The sequence below is a fragment of the Agrobacterium sp. 5Ca39 genome, assembly GCF_055382365.1.
Map to the genome: position 1 here is coordinate 1068629 of NZ_AP026436.1, position 13909 is coordinate 1082537.

The window sequence follows — 13909 nt, forward strand, 5'->3', positions numbered from 1 at the left end:
CTGTCTTCCCGAACAGGATGGTTATGCCTTTCTCCGCGTCGTTTCAATGCGGGGACTGACAGCCATGAAGATCGAAGACACGGAAGTGCGGCTGTCCGCCGCCCGCTTTCGGGGTGAAGATGATACGCCGCGTTTCGCCGGCGGCGAGATCGAAAAGGTTGTCGGAATAACGCCCAGGCTGATCTGCCTCCAGCATGACGAAGAGCGCAAGCCCGCTTGCGGTGACATCTATTTCGAACTGCTCGTTTTTCAGTGAGCTGGCGGTGAATCTCAGACCGGCGGGCAGAAGTTCCAGCGCTTTATAGGTGTCGCGCACATGGTGGCCTTCCCCGGTCATGCCGTTCGAGGCGATGAAGCTCCAGGCAAGGATGGTGCCGTCAGGCAGGCTGCTCATGTCGATGTCGGTCAGCGTAGCGGCCTTGTCGGTCGTGCAGGTGCCGTTGGCGGATTTCAACGGCACTCGGTTGCCGTCCATGGTCAGGGCAACGATATTCATGTCGATCTCGACGTCTTCCGCCGTGTCATTCACCATGGAGAAGTTTATTCGGCGTCCATCCTCCGCAGGGATAGCCGAAACCGTGACAGGCTGGAAGAAGCGGCGGGCGGCATAATGCAGCGCCTTCCAGCCGCCGCCATAATCGAGGCTTGACCACGAGGCGACCGGCCAGGTGTCGTTCAGCTGCCAGTATAGCGTTCCCATGCAATGCGGCTTCAGCGAGCGCCAGTAATCGACGGCCGTGCGGATAGCCAATGCCTGCTGGACTTGGCTCAGATAAACGAAATTCTCGAAGTCCTTTGGGAAGCGGAAGTAGCGGAACATCGTACCGGCGATCCGCTCGTTGCCGCCGGCATTTTTCTGGTGCAGTTCGATGACGGGGGAGGCGATGTTCATGTCCTTGTCTTCCGCATAGGTGCGGATGACCGGCATGGAGGTGTAGGACTGGAAACCGAATTCCGAGCAGAAACGCGGCTTCACCGAACGGTAATTGTCGAATGACTTGTTCTCGTGCCACACGGACCAGTAATGCATGTCGCCGGAACCATCCGCGTGCCAGGCATCGCCATAATCGAGATAACCGGAGGCGGGGCTTGATGGCCACCACAGCGCTTCGGGAGCGGCCTTTTTCAGGGCCTTTTCAATGGTGCGGTTCAGTCGGTCATAAGCCACAAGGTATCGGTCGCGATTGTTGCGGGACTCATCGAACCAGGTCAGTGCACCCACCAGCTCGTTATCGCCGCACCAGAGCGCGATGGAAGGATGCGAGGAGAGGCGTTTCACCTGATAATCAACCTCATGTTCGACATTATCGAGAAAATCCTCGCTGCAGGGATAAAGATTGCAGGCGAACATGAAGTCCTGCCACACCAGCAGGCCAAGACGGTCGCAGAGATCGTAGAACCAGTCTTCCTCATAAAATCCGCCGCCCCAGACCCGGATCATGTTCATGTTAGCCTCGACCGCGGAGCAGAGGAGGTCTTCGGTTTTTTCCCGGCTGGTGAGCGAATGGAGCGCATCTGCGGGAATCCAGTTGGCACCGCGGCAGAAGATTTCCCGGCCGTTGATGCGGAACGCGAAGCGGCTGCCAGCCTCATCCTTATCGGTCAGAAGCTCGATGGTCCTGAAGCCGATCTGCCGGGTCACAGTCTCATCGGGCAGCTCCACCATCAGCGTGTAGAGCGTCTGCTCGCCACTGCCGGCAGGCCACCAGAGCTCCGGATTTTCCACGAAGAAGACGTGACGCACCACGGTTTCGCCTGCGCCGACGCCGCAATCGAGCCTCAGCCTTTCATCGTTGAGAGACAGATAAACCGGCAGGCTTGCCGGTCCCTCGGCAAAGAGGGTGACGGCCACATGCAGCTCGACGCCGCCGTCGATATGGCGCTGTGAGGTAACGACATGCTCGATCCGGGCCGTATCGAGCCGTTTCAGCAGGATTTTGCCGTAAAGCCCGAGCGGCGCAATCGCGATGTTCCAGTCCCAGCCGAAATGGCATTGCGGCTTGCGCAGCATATTGCCATTGGCGATAGGCGAATTCCCCGGGTGATAGGGTATATAAAACGGCTGGCGCGCCTGGCGCTCCGCCCCGGCGGTTATATTGGAGTGAAAATGGATGCGAATGGTGTTTTCACCGGGGCGCACTGCACGGGAAATGTCAGGGCGGTAGCGACGGAAGCAATTGTCCGCGCTGAGCACCGGAACGTCGTTCACGAAGACAATCGCGACGGTGTCGAGATAGTCGATGTCGAGATACCAGCTTGCGTCCGCCTCATCGAGGATGAACGTTCGCTCAAGAACCCAGTCCTGTTGGGCCACCCATTGCACAGCCTTTTCATTGGCTCCGTGGTAGGGATCTGGAATGATGCCCGCATCTTTGAGTGCCGTATGGATATCCCCAGGGACGGTAAGCTCGGTCGTATGATCTCTGTCCACTGATGTCAGGCGCCAGAGCCCTGCCAGATCGATGACGGTTTCGGGCGTGGAGGAAGAAATCATGACGGGACCCTGCATTTATGAATTCAAATAAGGAAGCCGGCATTGTGATGCAGGCTTGTGTCAGAATCTGGGGAGGATGGACGCCGCAAGTGGCTAAACGCCCGCTTGCTCGGTCTCATGATACCCTCCCTTCGGCAACGTTACCGTAAAACCTCCATTCCGTCATGTCTTTCAGGTACAACAATATGTCAGGAAAAATTTCTGGAACGGCGCATCAATTGCGGCCGGATGGATCGTTCTAAGTGTTATTTTATTTTTTTATTTTATATCAATAATTTATTATAATTTTTCAATGTTTATGATTAAATCATATGTTGGCTACGCCGCCATCACGGGCGGGCCATAGAAAAGCGCAGTAAGAACCGGACATTTTTTCGAGCTACATCGTTATAGCCCAAACGAGGGCTCCGGCGCGGAAAGCGGATCCCGGTTGAGGACCTTTGCCTTTGCAACGAGGTAAAAGCTATCTATGATCACCGTTCGGTCAAGCATGGCGAAATGACATGAACGATACTGGTAAATCCGGCGGGAGCGAAGCGCCCGTGACGACGGGCGAGCGCCCGACCCTGAAGACCATCGCTTACATGACGGGCCTCGGCATCACCACCGTTTCGCGCGCGCTCAAGGATGCGCCTGATATCGGCGCGGAGACCAAGGAGCGCGTGCGGCTGATTGCCCGCCAGATCGGCTATCAGCCAAACCGCGCCGGCGTGCGTCTTCGCACCGGCAAGACCAATGTGATTGCCCTCGTTCTCAGCGTCGATGAAGAGCTGATGGGTTTTACCAGCCAGATGGTGTTCGGCATCACCGAGGTTCTGTCCTCGACCCAATATCATCTGGTCGTAACGCCCCATATCCACGCCAAGGATTCCATGGTGCCGATCCGCTACATTCTCGAAACGGGGTCGGCGGATGGCGTCATCATTTCTAAGATCGAACCCAACGATCCGCGAGTCCGTTTCATGACGGAGCGCAAGATGCCCTTCGTCACCCATGGACGTTCGGACATGGGCATCGACCATGCCTTTCATGATTTTGACAATGAAGCCTATGCCTACGAAGCGGTCGAGCGACTGGCTCAATGCGGACGCAGGAAGATCGCCGTCATCGTGCCGCCGTCACGTTTTTCGTTTCACGACCACGCTCGCAAGGGGTTTAATCGGGCAATCAGGGATTTCGGCCTTACCGAATTTCCGTTGGACACCGTTACAATCGAAACGCCGCTGGAAAAAATCCGCGATTTCGGTCAGAGGCTCATGCAGTCCGACGATCGTCCCGATGGCATCGTTTCGATCAGTGGCAGCAGCACCATAGCGCTGGTGGCCGGGTTCGAGGCCGCGGGCGTGAAAATCGGAAAGGACATCGACATCGTCTCGAAACAGTCCGCCGAATTCCTGAACTGGATCAAGCCGCAGATCCATACCGTCAATGAAGATATCAAACTGGCGGGCAGGGAGCTTGCGAAAGCCCTTTTGGCCCGCATCAACGGCGCGCCCGCGGAAACTCTGCAGAGTATCAGCCGCCCGGTCTGGTCCTCCATGGCGCCGAAGCCTTAAGGCGCACGCAAGACCGAGCCGGCATGGCGCATTGGCCATGCCGGGCTTGATAAGTGCCCATCAGGACAAACAATTCTCCAGCGACCCGGCGATACCGCGCATCAGCTTGAAGTAAAGCTCCGGGCCTGGCTCCAGCGTTGCCGCTTCCGGATCAAGCGTAGCCGATTTCGCTGCCGTGCCTTCGGTGATGACCGAGACCAGCTTAGGCTCGAATTGCGGTTCGGCAAAAACGCAGGTCGCGCCGAGCTGGCGAACCTTTTCTTGCATCTGTTTGACGCGATCCGCGCCCGGCAGGGTTTCGGGGCTGACGGTGATCGACCCCGCCGTCTTCACGCCATAGCGATGTTCGAAATATTGGTAGGCGTCGTGGAAGACAATGAACGGCTTGTCCTTCACCGGCTGAACCGTTTTGGCCAGTTCGGCGTCAAGTGTATCGAGATCATCGATCAGCTTCTTTGTGTTGGACTGATAGATCGCGGCATTGCCGGGATCAGCCGCGATCAGCGCGGTTTCGATTGCCTGGGCCATGGCCTTGGCATTGGCGGGGTCAAGCCAGAGATGTGTGTCATAGGTGCCATGCTCATGGTCATCGTGGCTCTCACCGTCGTGACCGGCGTGACCGCCTCCGTCATGCTCGTGACCATGCTCGTGCGCGTCCGGCTTTTCGGCATGACCGTCATTCGCCTCATGGCCTTCTTCGCCATGATCATGCGCTTCAAAGGGCCCCCCTTCACGGAAGGGCAGCTTTTCCAGCCCCTTGGCATCTTCCAGTTCCACAACAGTCGCCTTGGCGGCCAGCGCTTCCAGCGGCTTCTCCAGAAATGCTTCCAGTCCGGGACCCACCCAGAAAACCACATCCGCCGTTTCGAGCTTGCGTGCATTCGACGGACGGAGATTATAGGTATGCGGCGAGGCCGCGCCATCGACGATGAGCTGCGGTTCCCCGACACCTTGCATGATGGCCGCAACGAGGGAGTGGACGGGCTTGATCGACACCACGACCTCGGGTGCAGCGGTGGCGCCGGAAGCGGCGACCGCGATTGCCATGGAGGCCGCGAGCGGGATCAGGATCGATTTCATGAAATGCACTCCACTTGAAGAACGTTAGTTATGTTATTACATTTATTGCGTAACTCTATAACGTATGCGATAGCGGTAAGCAACATCGCCAAACGGACAATCCCATGCTTCATTCCGCCCATCCGGGTAACGAGATACTGGTCTCCCTTGCCAATGCCGGCGTCCAGCGCAACGGCCGCTGGCTGGTGCGCGGCGTGGAGTTTTCCGTCAGCAAGGGCGAGATCGTCACACTGATCGGGCCGAACGGATCAGGCAAGTCCACGAGCGCGAAAATGGCGATTGGTGTCGTCAAACCAACCGAGGGGGTGGTTACCCGCAAGGCTGGTCTGAAAGTGGGTTATGTGCCGCAGAAGCTTTCGGTCGACTGGACAATGCCGCTTTCGGTGCGCCGACTGATGACACTGACAGGACCGCTCGCCGCCCGCGAAATCGACGCCGCGCTGAATGCGACCGGTATCGCGCATCTTGCCAATGCCGAGGTGCAGCATCTGTCCGGTGGCGAGTTCCAACGCGCGCTTCTTGCCCGCGCCATTGCCCGCAAGCCCGACCTTCTGGTTCTTGACGAACCCGTGCAGGGGGTGGACTTCTCCGGCGAGATCGCGCTTTATGATCTGATAAAAAATATCAGGAATTCAAATAATTGCGGAATTCTGTTAATCTCGCATGATCTGCATGTAGTGATGGCGGAAACCGATACGGTGATATGCCTCAACGGCCATGTCTGCTGCCGCGGCACACCGCAGGCGGTGAGCCAGAGTCCGGAATACATGCGCTTGTTTGGCGGCGCGGCGGCGAAGGGGCTGGCCGTCTACAGTCACCATCATGATCACACCCATTTGCCGGATGGCCGGGTGCAACATGCGGATGGTACGGTGACGGACCATTGCCACCCCGAGGATGGTCACCATCACGGACATGATCTTCATCATGACCACGGGCATGACCATCATGACCAAGGGCATGACCATCATGACCACGGCCACCGCCACGATGATCATGGAGAATGCGGCTGCGGCCATGAACATGACGACGACGCCCACCTTAACCAGCGGCAGGGAGAACGCCATGTTTGACGATTTCTTCGTCCGCGCCATGGTCGCCGGCATTGGGGTTGCATTGACAGCCGGTCCGCTTGGCTGCTTTGTCGTCTGGCGGCGCATGGCCTATTTTGGCGATACCATGGCCCATTCGGCGCTTCTGGGTGTTGCCCTGTCTCTGCTGCTGCAACTGAACCTCATTGTCAGCGTGTTTCTGGTCGCGTCGGCCGTGTCGCTCCTTTTGATTTTCCTGCAACGGCGGCAGGCGCTGTCCGCCGATGCGCTGCTGGGCATCCTGTCCCACTCCGCATTGGCGATCGGCCTTGTCATCGTTGCCTTCATGAGCTGGGTCCGCATCGATCTCGTCTCGTTCCTGTTCGGCGACATTCTCGCCGTCACCCGCAGCGATATTGCACTGATCTGGGGCGGCGGACTGGTTGTCATCGTCTCCATGGTGTTCCTGTGGCGATCGCTGCTTGCCTCCACCGTCAATACGGAGCTGGCGGAAGCCGAGGGGCTGAAACCGGAACGGGCGAAATTGATCTTCACGTTGCTGATGGCGCTGGTGATCGCCATCGCGATGAAGGTGGTCGGTATCATGCTCATCACATCGCTGCTCATCATACCGGCTGCGACCGCCAGACGTTTCTCCGCTACACCGGAGGTAATGGCGGTGGTGGCTTCGCTGATCGGTGCGGTTGCCGTTGTTGGCGGCCTCTTCGGATCGCTCACCTATGATACACCGTCCGGTCCATCCATCGTGGTTGCCGCGGTGATCCTCTTCGTTATAAGCCTGTTGCCGGCGCCGGGTTTGTCCCGCTCCGCGGATGAAGGAGGCAAGTCATGAATGCGCAGACCCAGCAGAACCTCACCAAGAACCAGTCGCTGGTCATGAACGCCCTTTCAAACGCGCATCAGCCGCTCAGCGCCTATATGATCCTCGACAAGTTGCGCGATGATGGTTTCCGCGCGCCGCTGCAGGTCTATCGGGCGCTGGAAAAACTGGTGGAATATGGCCTTGTGCACCGGCTGGAGAGCCTTAACGCCTTCGTCGCCTGCACCCATACCCAGGCGGAGTGCTGCTCCAGTCACCATGGCACCGTCGCCTTCGCCATCTGCGAGTCCTGCGGGCAGGTCACGGAATTCCACGATCACGAGATCGATCACCGGCTGGAGCGCTGGGTGAAGGACAGCAAGTTCAAAGCGGAAAAGACCACCATCGAAATCCGCGGTCTTTGCGCCGCCTGCTCGGCCTGACGGACGATAGATGGAACGGGTATTGTTGCCCGCTCCCGATCACCTTTCGATGATCGCCAGATCCTTCGAGAAACGCTTCCAGTTTTCGACGTATTTTTCCGCTGAGCGGCGAATCCCCGCAACGGCGTCGTCATCAAGCGTGCGGATAGCGCGCGCGGGCGAGCCGACGATCAGGGAATTATCCGGAAATTCCTTCCCCTCCGTCACCAGAGCATTGGCGCCGACGAGGCAGTTTCGGCCGATCTTTGCGCCGTTCAGGATCGTCGCGCCCATGCCGATCAACGAATTGTCGCCGATGGTACAGCCATGCACGATAGCGTGGTGGCCAATGGTGCACATTTCGCCGATCGTTGCGGCAAAGCCGGGATCGCTGTGAACCATCACGCCTTCCTGAATATTGGTGCCGCGCCCGACGATGATCGGCTCATTGTCTCCACGCAGCGTTGCACCGAACCAGATGCCGACGTCTTCGCCGAGCGTGACTGAGCCAATGACATTGGCGTCGGGAGCGATCCAGTAGCGATCCGCTGCAGGCGTTTGCGGCACACGGTCGGCAAGGCGGTAAAGCGGCATGTCGATGTCCTCCCTTATGTTCGTGCGTCAGACGACCGTCACCGACAGTGTGCCGACACCCTCGACGCCGCATTCTATGCGGTCACCGCGAACGATTGGACCAACGCCAGCGGGCGTGCCGGTCATGATGACGTCGCCAGCGGCAAGGGTGAACAGCTTGGAAAGCTCGGCAATCACTTCCGGCACCTTCCAGATCATCTGGGCGAGATCGCCCGTCTGCTTGCGCTCGCCATTGACGTCGAGCCAGATCGCGCCGGTTGCGGGATGCCCGATCCTGTCCGCTGGGACGACGGGGGACACCGGCGCGGAATATTCGAAGGCCTTCGCGCCCTCCCAGGAACGTCCCATCTTCTTCAGCCCGTCCTGCAGGTCGCGGCGCGTCATGTCGATACCGACGGCGTAACCCCAGACATGGTTCAGCGCTTCCGACGCCGGAATATCCGCTCGGCCGCTTTTCAGCACCACGACGCACTCAACTTCGTAATGCACATTCGATGAGAGCGACGGATAGGGAAAATCCTGTCCTGCGGGCAGCAGGTTGTCCGGGTTCTTCTGAAAATAGAAGGGCGGCTCGCGCGAGGGGTCGTGGCCCATCTCAATGGCGTGATCGGCATAATTGCGGCCGACACAATAGACCCGCCGTACAGGGAACAGATCGCTCGTGCCTTCGACGGGCAGGAGAACGGGCTTCGGGGCAGGGATGACGGTAGCGGCCATGTGGATTTCCTGTCGTCTTTTAGGGTGCAATTCTTGTCCCGCGATTCCGGCGCGATTTCCAGTTCAAAATTGCCTCGCCTGCAAAACTGGCTTTTTACGGTCCTTTGCTGTAGAAGCCGGCGCAAAGAGGTTAATCCATGTACAGACAAGCGCTTGCAAGCGGCGAAAAAATCTTCGCCGTGGCCCCCATGATCGACTGGACCGATACGAGGTGCAGGTTTCTGCACCGGCAATTGTCGAAGCGTGCGCTGCTTTACACCGAAATGATCGTTGCCGACGCCATCATCCATGGCCAGCGCGACAGGCTGCTCGGTTATCACCCTCAGGAACACCCCGTCGCGTTGCAGCTCGGCGGGTCTGATCCGGCCAAGCTTGCCGAAGCGGTGCGGATCGCCGGGGACTACGGTTATGATGAAATCAATCTGAATGTTGGCTGTCCCTCGGATCGGGTGCAATCCGGCACCTTCGGCGCTTGCCTGATGCGCGAGCCTGATGTGGTGGCGCAATGTGTGGCCGCAATGAAGGCTGCCGCCAGTGTGCCGGTTACCGTGAAATGCCGGATCGGGGTGGATGAGCAGGAGCCGGAAGCGGTTCTGCCTGATTTTCTGAAGAGGGTTGTTGCGGCGGGCGCGGACGCGGTCTGGGTTCACGCGCGCAAAGCCTGGCTGCAGGGGCTTTCGCCAAAGGAAAACCGCGAAGTGCCGCCGCTCGATTATGACCTCGTCTATCGCATGAAGCGGGAAAATCCTGACGTCTTTATCGGCATCAACGGCGGCATCGCCGATCTCGATCAGGCGAGCGGACATCTCCAGCATATGGATGGCGTGATGCTCGGCCGCGCCGCCTATCACAACACTTCCATCCTTGCCGACGTCGACCATCGCATCTATGGCGAGGAGGCCCGCCACCCGGACTGGATGGCGCTGCGTGACGCGATGATGGCCTATGCCGCCGATTATATCGCCGCGGGCGGACGTCTCAACCACGTCACCCGCCATATGGTCGGACTGTTTCAGGGCATGCCCGGCGCGCGCCGTTTCCGGCAAATCCTCTCCAGCGATGCCACGAGGCCCGGGGCAGGGCCGGAGGTCATCGAGGCCGCTTTCGCCAGCATCGATGTCAGCACCACGAAAGACATGGCGGGCTGAAAGCGCTCAGACCGCCTTTTGCAGTTCCTGCGCACCATTAGGCGCGTTGACCTTGCCGCCGGTAATGAAGAAAGCGAAAACGTCGCGTGGGGTCTTCTCAACCTTCCGATCCGGCGCGATCAGCGGCAGATCGTCCGGCACACCGCCACTGGCATAGGTCTTTACCCGCTCAGCCCAGTGCGCGATCTCTTTTTTCGGATAACAGGTCTCGATGTCGTCCTCGCCCTTCTGCAGGCGGCAATAAACGAAATCGGCCGTTACGTCAGGCAGCATCGGATAATCGTGATGGTCAGCGCAGACGACGGCGACCTTGTGCCTGGCAAGAAGTTCGATGAATTCCGGAACCTGAAATGTCGGGTTGCGCACCTCCACGACATGGCGAAGAGTGAGCCCGTCCTGCTTTTCGGGCAGCAGCGCCAGAAATGCACCGAAATCCTCTGCGTCGAATTTTTTCGTGGGCGCAAACTGCCAGAGGATGGGACCGAGATGGGACCCGAGTTCCGTCAACCCCTGCGTCAGGAACTTCGTCATCGACTCACCTGCCTCGGCCAGAACCCTGCGGTTGGTGACAAAGCGGCTTGCCTTTAGCGAAAACACGAAATCCTCGGGCACTTCGGATGCCCATTTCGCAAAGGTCTCCGGTTTCTGGCTGCTGTAATAGGTGCCGTTCACCTCGATTGCCGTGAGCTGCCGGCTGGCGTGTTCCAGCTGGCGTTTTTTCGGCAGTTTTTCGGGATAAAAAGTGCCTTCCCAGGGCTCGAAGGTCCAGCCGCCGATACCGGTGCGGATCGTGCCTGATGTCGACATATCTAGTTCCTCCTCCGGCCTTCGGCCTTTCGAACCTTTGCGACGAAAGCTGCGGCTTACTCCGCAGCCTCCCGTTTTCCGGCCGGCCGGCGCTCCAGAAGCTCCTTCAGGAAGTGGCCGGTATAGGAACGCTCCACCTTGACGATGTCTTCCGGCGTGCCCGTGGCCACCACTTCGCCGCCGCCCGTGCCGCCTTCAGGCCCGATATCGATGATCCAGTCCGCCGTCTTGATGACTTCGAGATTATGCTCGATCACCACCACGGAATTGCCCTGTTCCACCAGCGCATGCAGCATTTCGAGCAGCTTGTTGACGTCGTGGAAATGCAGGCCCGTCGTCGGCTCGTCGAGAATATAGAGCGTGCGGCCCGTCGAGCGCTTCGACAGTTCCTTGGCGAGCTTGACGCGCTGCGCCTCGCCGCCTGAAAGCGTATTGGCCTGCTGTCCGACCTTGATGTAACCGAGGCCGACATCGAAGAGCGATTGCAGCTTGTCGCGCACGGCGGGAACGGCGGCGAAAAATTCGACGCCTTCCTCAACCGTCATATCCAGCACGTCGGCGATGGATTTGCCCTTAAAGGTGACGTCCAGCGTCTCGCGGTTATAACGCTTGCCGTGGCAGACGTCGCAGGTGACGTAGACGTCAGGCAGGAAGTGCATCTCGATCTTGATCACCCCGTCGCCCTGGCAGGCCTCGCAGCGGCCACCCTTGACGTTGAAGGAGAAGCGGCCGGGCGCGTAACCACGAGCCTTGGCTTCCGGCAGGCCGGCGAACCAGTCACGGATCGGCGTAAAGGCGCCGGTATAGGTGGCCGGGTTGGAACGCGGCGTGCGTCCGATCGGCGACTGGTCGATATCGATCACCTTGTCGATGAATTCGAAACCATCGATGCGGTCGTGCTCGGCCGGGATTTCACGCGCGCCCATGACCCTGCGCGCCGCCGATTTATAGAGCGTCTCGATCAGGAAGGTGGATTTGCCGCCACCCGAAACCCCGGTTACGGCCGTGAAAACACCGAGCGGCACAGCGGCCGTGACATTCTTCAGGTTGTTGCCGCGTGCGCCGAAAACCTTGATCTCGCGGCCCTTCTTCGGTTTGCGGCGCTCAGCTGGCACGGCAACGCCGAGTTCACCGGAGAGATATTTGCCGGTCAGCGATTTCGGATTGGCCATCACTTCCTGCGGGGATCCTTCGGCAATCACCTGGCCGCCGTGAATACCGGCCGCCGGGCCGATATCGACCACATAATCCGCCGTCAGAATGGCGTCCTCATCATGTTCGACCACGATGACGGTGTTGCCGATATCGCGCAGATGTTTCAGCGTATCCAGCAGGCGCGCATTGTCGCGCTGGTGCAGGCCGATCGAGGGCTCATCGAGAACGTAGAGAACGCCGGTGAGGCCAGAGCCGATCTGCGAGGCCAGACGGATACGCTGGCTCTCCCCGCCCGACAGCGTGCCCGAATTGCGCGACAGGCTGAGATAATCCAGCCCTACATCGTTGAGGAATCGCAGGCGTTCGCGGATTTCCTTGAGAATACGGACGGCAATTTCATTCTGCTTCGCGTTCAGGCTTTCCGGCAGCACCTCGAACCAGTCGCGCGCCGTCCGGATCGACATTTCGGTGACTTCACCGATATGCAGCTTGTTGATCTTGACCGCTAGCGCCTCCGGCTTCAGGCGGTAACCGGCGCAGGCCGGGCAGGGGGCTGCCGACATGTAGCGCTCGATTTCCTCGCGCGCCCAGGCGCTGTCTGTCTCTTTCCAGCGCCGCTCCAGATTGGGCACGATGCCTTCGAAGTTCTTGACTGTCTTGTAGGAGCGGGCACCGTCCTGGTAGTTGAACTCGATCTTGTCGTCAGTGCCCTGAAGAATGGCGTGCTGCGCCTCCTTCGAAAGATCGGACCACTTGCTCGAAAGCTTGAATCCGAAGGCTTTGCCGAGCGCTTCCAGCGTCTGGTTGTAATAGGGCGACGATGATTTTGCCCAGGGAGCAATGGCCCCGTCACGCAGGGTGCGGGCCGGCTCCGGCACGATCAGGTTCTCATCCACCTTCTGCTGCGAGCCAAGGCCATCGCAGCTGGGGCAGGCGCCGAAGGGGTTGTTGAAGGAGAACAGACGCGGTTCGATTTCCGGAATGGTGAAGCCGGAAACGGGGCAGGCGAATTTTTCCGAAAACAGCACCCGCTCATGGGTCTCGTTGAGAGACTTGTTGGCGGAACCACCGGCGGCTGTCTCTTCGGGCGGCAGGGGCCTGTCGGCAAATTCGGCAATTGCCAGCCCGTCGGCAAGCTTGAGGCAGGTCTCAAGACTGTCGGCAAGACGCGCGGCCATATCCGGGCGCACGACGGCGCGGTCAACCACCACGTCAATGTCGTGTTTGTACTTCTTGTCGAGGGCCGGAACGTCGGCGATCTCGTAGAACTGGCCGTCCACTTTTACACGCTGGAAGCCCTTCTTCATCAGCTCGGCAAGTTCTTTCTTGTACTCGCCTTTGCGGCCGCGCACGATCGGCGCGAGGATGTAAAGACGCGTGCCCTCCTCGAAAGCGAGGATGCGGTCGACCATCTGGCTGACCGTCTGGCTTTCAATCGGCAGGCCAGTGGCCGGCGAATAGGGGACGCCGACACGCGCGAAGAGAAGGCGCATATAGTCGTAAATCTCGGTGACCGTGCCGACCGTGGAGCGCGGGTTGCGCGAGGTGGTCTTCTGTTCGATGGAGATTGCCGGCGACAGGCCCTCGATCTGGTCGACATCCGGCTTCTGCATCATTTCCAGGAACTGGCGCGCATAGGCCGAGAGGCTTTCGACATAACGGCGCTGGCCTTCGGCGTAGATCGTATCGAAGGCGAGCGACGACTTGCCTGAGCCGGAAAGCCCGGTCATGACGATCAGCTTGTTGCGTGGCAGATCGAGATCGATACCCTTGAGATTGTGTTCACGGGCACCACGGATGGAAATCGTCTTCAGTTCACTCATGACAAGGCTCGGACAAAAATAACAGGCTGGATGGCGGCGCGTCCTTATGTAGTGACGCAGCCGGACGTGTCGAGGTCTATTCCCTATCGGTCGCAGCTTTTCACGATGCTTGACTCGAAATCTGCAATTCAATAGAACAAAAAAGGAACGAATTGCAAGCGCGAATGTCTGCCCCCCACAGCTTAAGATTATTCTTTGTGGATAGTTCCATGCTTGCGGTGCCCTTTGCGGGCGGCGGCAGCTATTGTGTGCCGAATTTTTT

11 protein-coding genes are annotated in these 13909 nt (G+C 59.0%); 5 read left to right on the plus strand and 6 right to left on the minus strand.

What is annotated here, in order from left to right; translation table 11 throughout:
* Positions 1-43: 43 nt before the first annotated feature.
* Positions 44-2509: a beta-mannosidase gene (locus ACZ47E_RS05225; RefSeq protein ID WP_278067421.1), complete on the minus strand. Its 2466-nt coding sequence runs from the start codon at positions 2507-2509 to the stop codon at positions 44-46.
* Positions 2510-2997: 488 nt separating this feature from the next.
* Between ACZ47E_RS05225 and ACZ47E_RS05230 the strand changes: the two genes are divergently transcribed.
* Positions 2998-4050: a LacI family transcriptional regulator gene (locus tag ACZ47E_RS05230; RefSeq protein WP_034495714.1), complete on the plus strand. Its 1053-nt coding sequence runs from the start codon at positions 2998-3000 to the stop codon at positions 4048-4050.
* A gap of 60 nt (positions 4051-4110) precedes the next feature.
* Here the strand turns inward: ACZ47E_RS05230 and znuA are convergent, their stop codons facing one another.
* A complete protein-coding gene (gene znuA, locus ACZ47E_RS05235; RefSeq protein ID WP_112554862.1) occupies positions 4111-5130 on the minus strand; it encodes a zinc ABC transporter substrate-binding protein ZnuA in 1020 nt (339 codons plus the stop codon).
* Positions 5131-5234: 104 nt separating this feature from the next.
* On the opposite strand from znuA, the gene znuC reads away from it, so the two are divergent.
* Genes znuC through zur form a run of 3 tightly spaced genes read left to right on the plus strand, consistent with a single transcriptional unit; the run spans position 5235 to position 7424 of the window.
* Positions 5235-6203 (plus strand): zinc ABC transporter ATP-binding protein ZnuC, encoded by a 969-nt coding sequence (gene znuC, locus ACZ47E_RS05240; protein WP_278067422.1) that lies wholly within the window; start codon positions 5235-5237, stop codon positions 6201-6203.
* Positions 6196-7014 (plus strand): zinc ABC transporter permease subunit ZnuB, encoded by an 819-nt coding sequence (gene znuB / locus ACZ47E_RS05245; RefSeq protein ID WP_004441703.1) that lies wholly within the window; start codon positions 6196-6198, stop codon positions 7012-7014. The genes znuC and znuB overlap by 8 nt, the downstream gene beginning before the upstream one ends.
* A complete protein-coding gene (gene zur, locus ACZ47E_RS05250; protein WP_004441705.1) occupies positions 7011-7424 on the plus strand; it encodes a zinc uptake transcriptional repressor Zur in 414 nt (137 codons plus the stop codon). Before znuB ends, zur begins: the two co-directional genes overlap by 4 nt.
* Positions 7425-7463: 39 nt before the next feature.
* On the opposite strand, the gene ACZ47E_RS05255 is transcribed toward zur, so the two are convergent.
* Both ACZ47E_RS05255 and ACZ47E_RS05260 read right to left on the minus strand, forming a co-directional pair.
* Positions 7464-7997, minus strand: a complete 534-nt coding sequence (locus ACZ47E_RS05255; protein ID WP_112554858.1) for a gamma carbonic anhydrase family protein — start codon at positions 7995-7997, stop codon at positions 7464-7466.
* Between the two features lie 27 nt (positions 7998-8024).
* Complete coding sequence (locus ACZ47E_RS05260) at positions 8025-8714, minus strand: fumarylacetoacetate hydrolase family protein (RefSeq protein WP_004441710.1); 690 nt, start codon at positions 8712-8714, stop codon at positions 8025-8027.
* Positions 8715-8851: 137 nt separating this feature from the next.
* Here ACZ47E_RS05260 and dusA point away from each other — a divergent pair, with 137 nt between their 5' ends.
* The gene (gene dusA / locus ACZ47E_RS05265) at positions 8852-9862 is read left to right on the plus strand and encodes a tRNA dihydrouridine(20/20a) synthase DusA (protein ID WP_077987106.1); all 1011 of its coding nucleotides are present in this window, start codon (positions 8852-8854) and stop codon (positions 9860-9862) included.
* A 6-nt stretch (positions 9863-9868) separates the two neighbouring features.
* On the opposite strand, the gene ACZ47E_RS05270 is transcribed toward dusA, so the two are convergent.
* Complete coding sequence (locus ACZ47E_RS05270) at positions 9869-10669, minus strand: DUF72 domain-containing protein (RefSeq protein ID WP_004441715.1); 801 nt, start codon at positions 10667-10669, stop codon at positions 9869-9871.
* A 56-nt stretch (positions 10670-10725) separates the two neighbouring features.
* A complete protein-coding gene (gene uvrA / locus ACZ47E_RS05275; RefSeq protein ID WP_004441722.1) occupies positions 10726-13647 on the minus strand; it encodes an excinuclease ABC subunit UvrA in 2922 nt (973 codons plus the stop codon).
* Positions 13648-13909: the final 262 nt, after the last annotated feature.

Bases quoted from the DNA above. Each gene is read 5' to 3' on its own strand.
- ACZ47E_RS05225 (WP_278067421.1), bottom strand. From the start codon at position 2,509: ATGCAGGGTCCCGTCATGATTTCTTCCTCCACGCCCGAAACCGTCATC.
- ACZ47E_RS05230 (WP_034495714.1), top strand. From the start codon at position 2,998: ATGAACGATACTGGTAAATCCGGCGGGAGCGAAGCGCCCGTGACGACG.
- znuA (WP_112554862.1), bottom strand. From the start codon at position 5,130: ATGAAATCGATCCTGATCCCGCTCGCGGCCTCCATGGCAATCGCGGTC.
- znuC (WP_278067422.1), top strand. From the start codon at position 5,235: ATGCTTCATTCCGCCCATCCGGGTAACGAGATACTGGTCTCCCTTGCC.
- znuB (WP_004441703.1), top strand. From the start codon at position 6,196: ATGTTTGACGATTTCTTCGTCCGCGCCATGGTCGCCGGCATTGGGGTT.
- zur (WP_004441705.1), top strand. From the start codon at position 7,011: ATGAATGCGCAGACCCAGCAGAACCTCACCAAGAACCAGTCGCTGGTC.
- ACZ47E_RS05255 (WP_112554858.1), bottom strand. From the start codon at position 7,997: ATGCCGCTTTACCGCCTTGCCGACCGTGTGCCGCAAACGCCTGCAGCG.
- ACZ47E_RS05260 (WP_004441710.1), bottom strand. From the start codon at position 8,714: ATGGCCGCTACCGTCATCCCTGCCCCGAAGCCCGTTCTCCTGCCCGTC.
- dusA (WP_077987106.1), top strand. From the start codon at position 8,852: ATGTACAGACAAGCGCTTGCAAGCGGCGAAAAAATCTTCGCCGTGGCC.
- ACZ47E_RS05270 (WP_004441715.1), bottom strand. From the start codon at position 10,669: ATGTCGACATCAGGCACGATCCGCACCGGTATCGGCGGCTGGACCTTC.
- uvrA (WP_004441722.1), bottom strand. From the start codon at position 13,647: ATGAGTGAACTGAAGACGATTTCCATCCGTGGTGCCCGTGAACACAAT.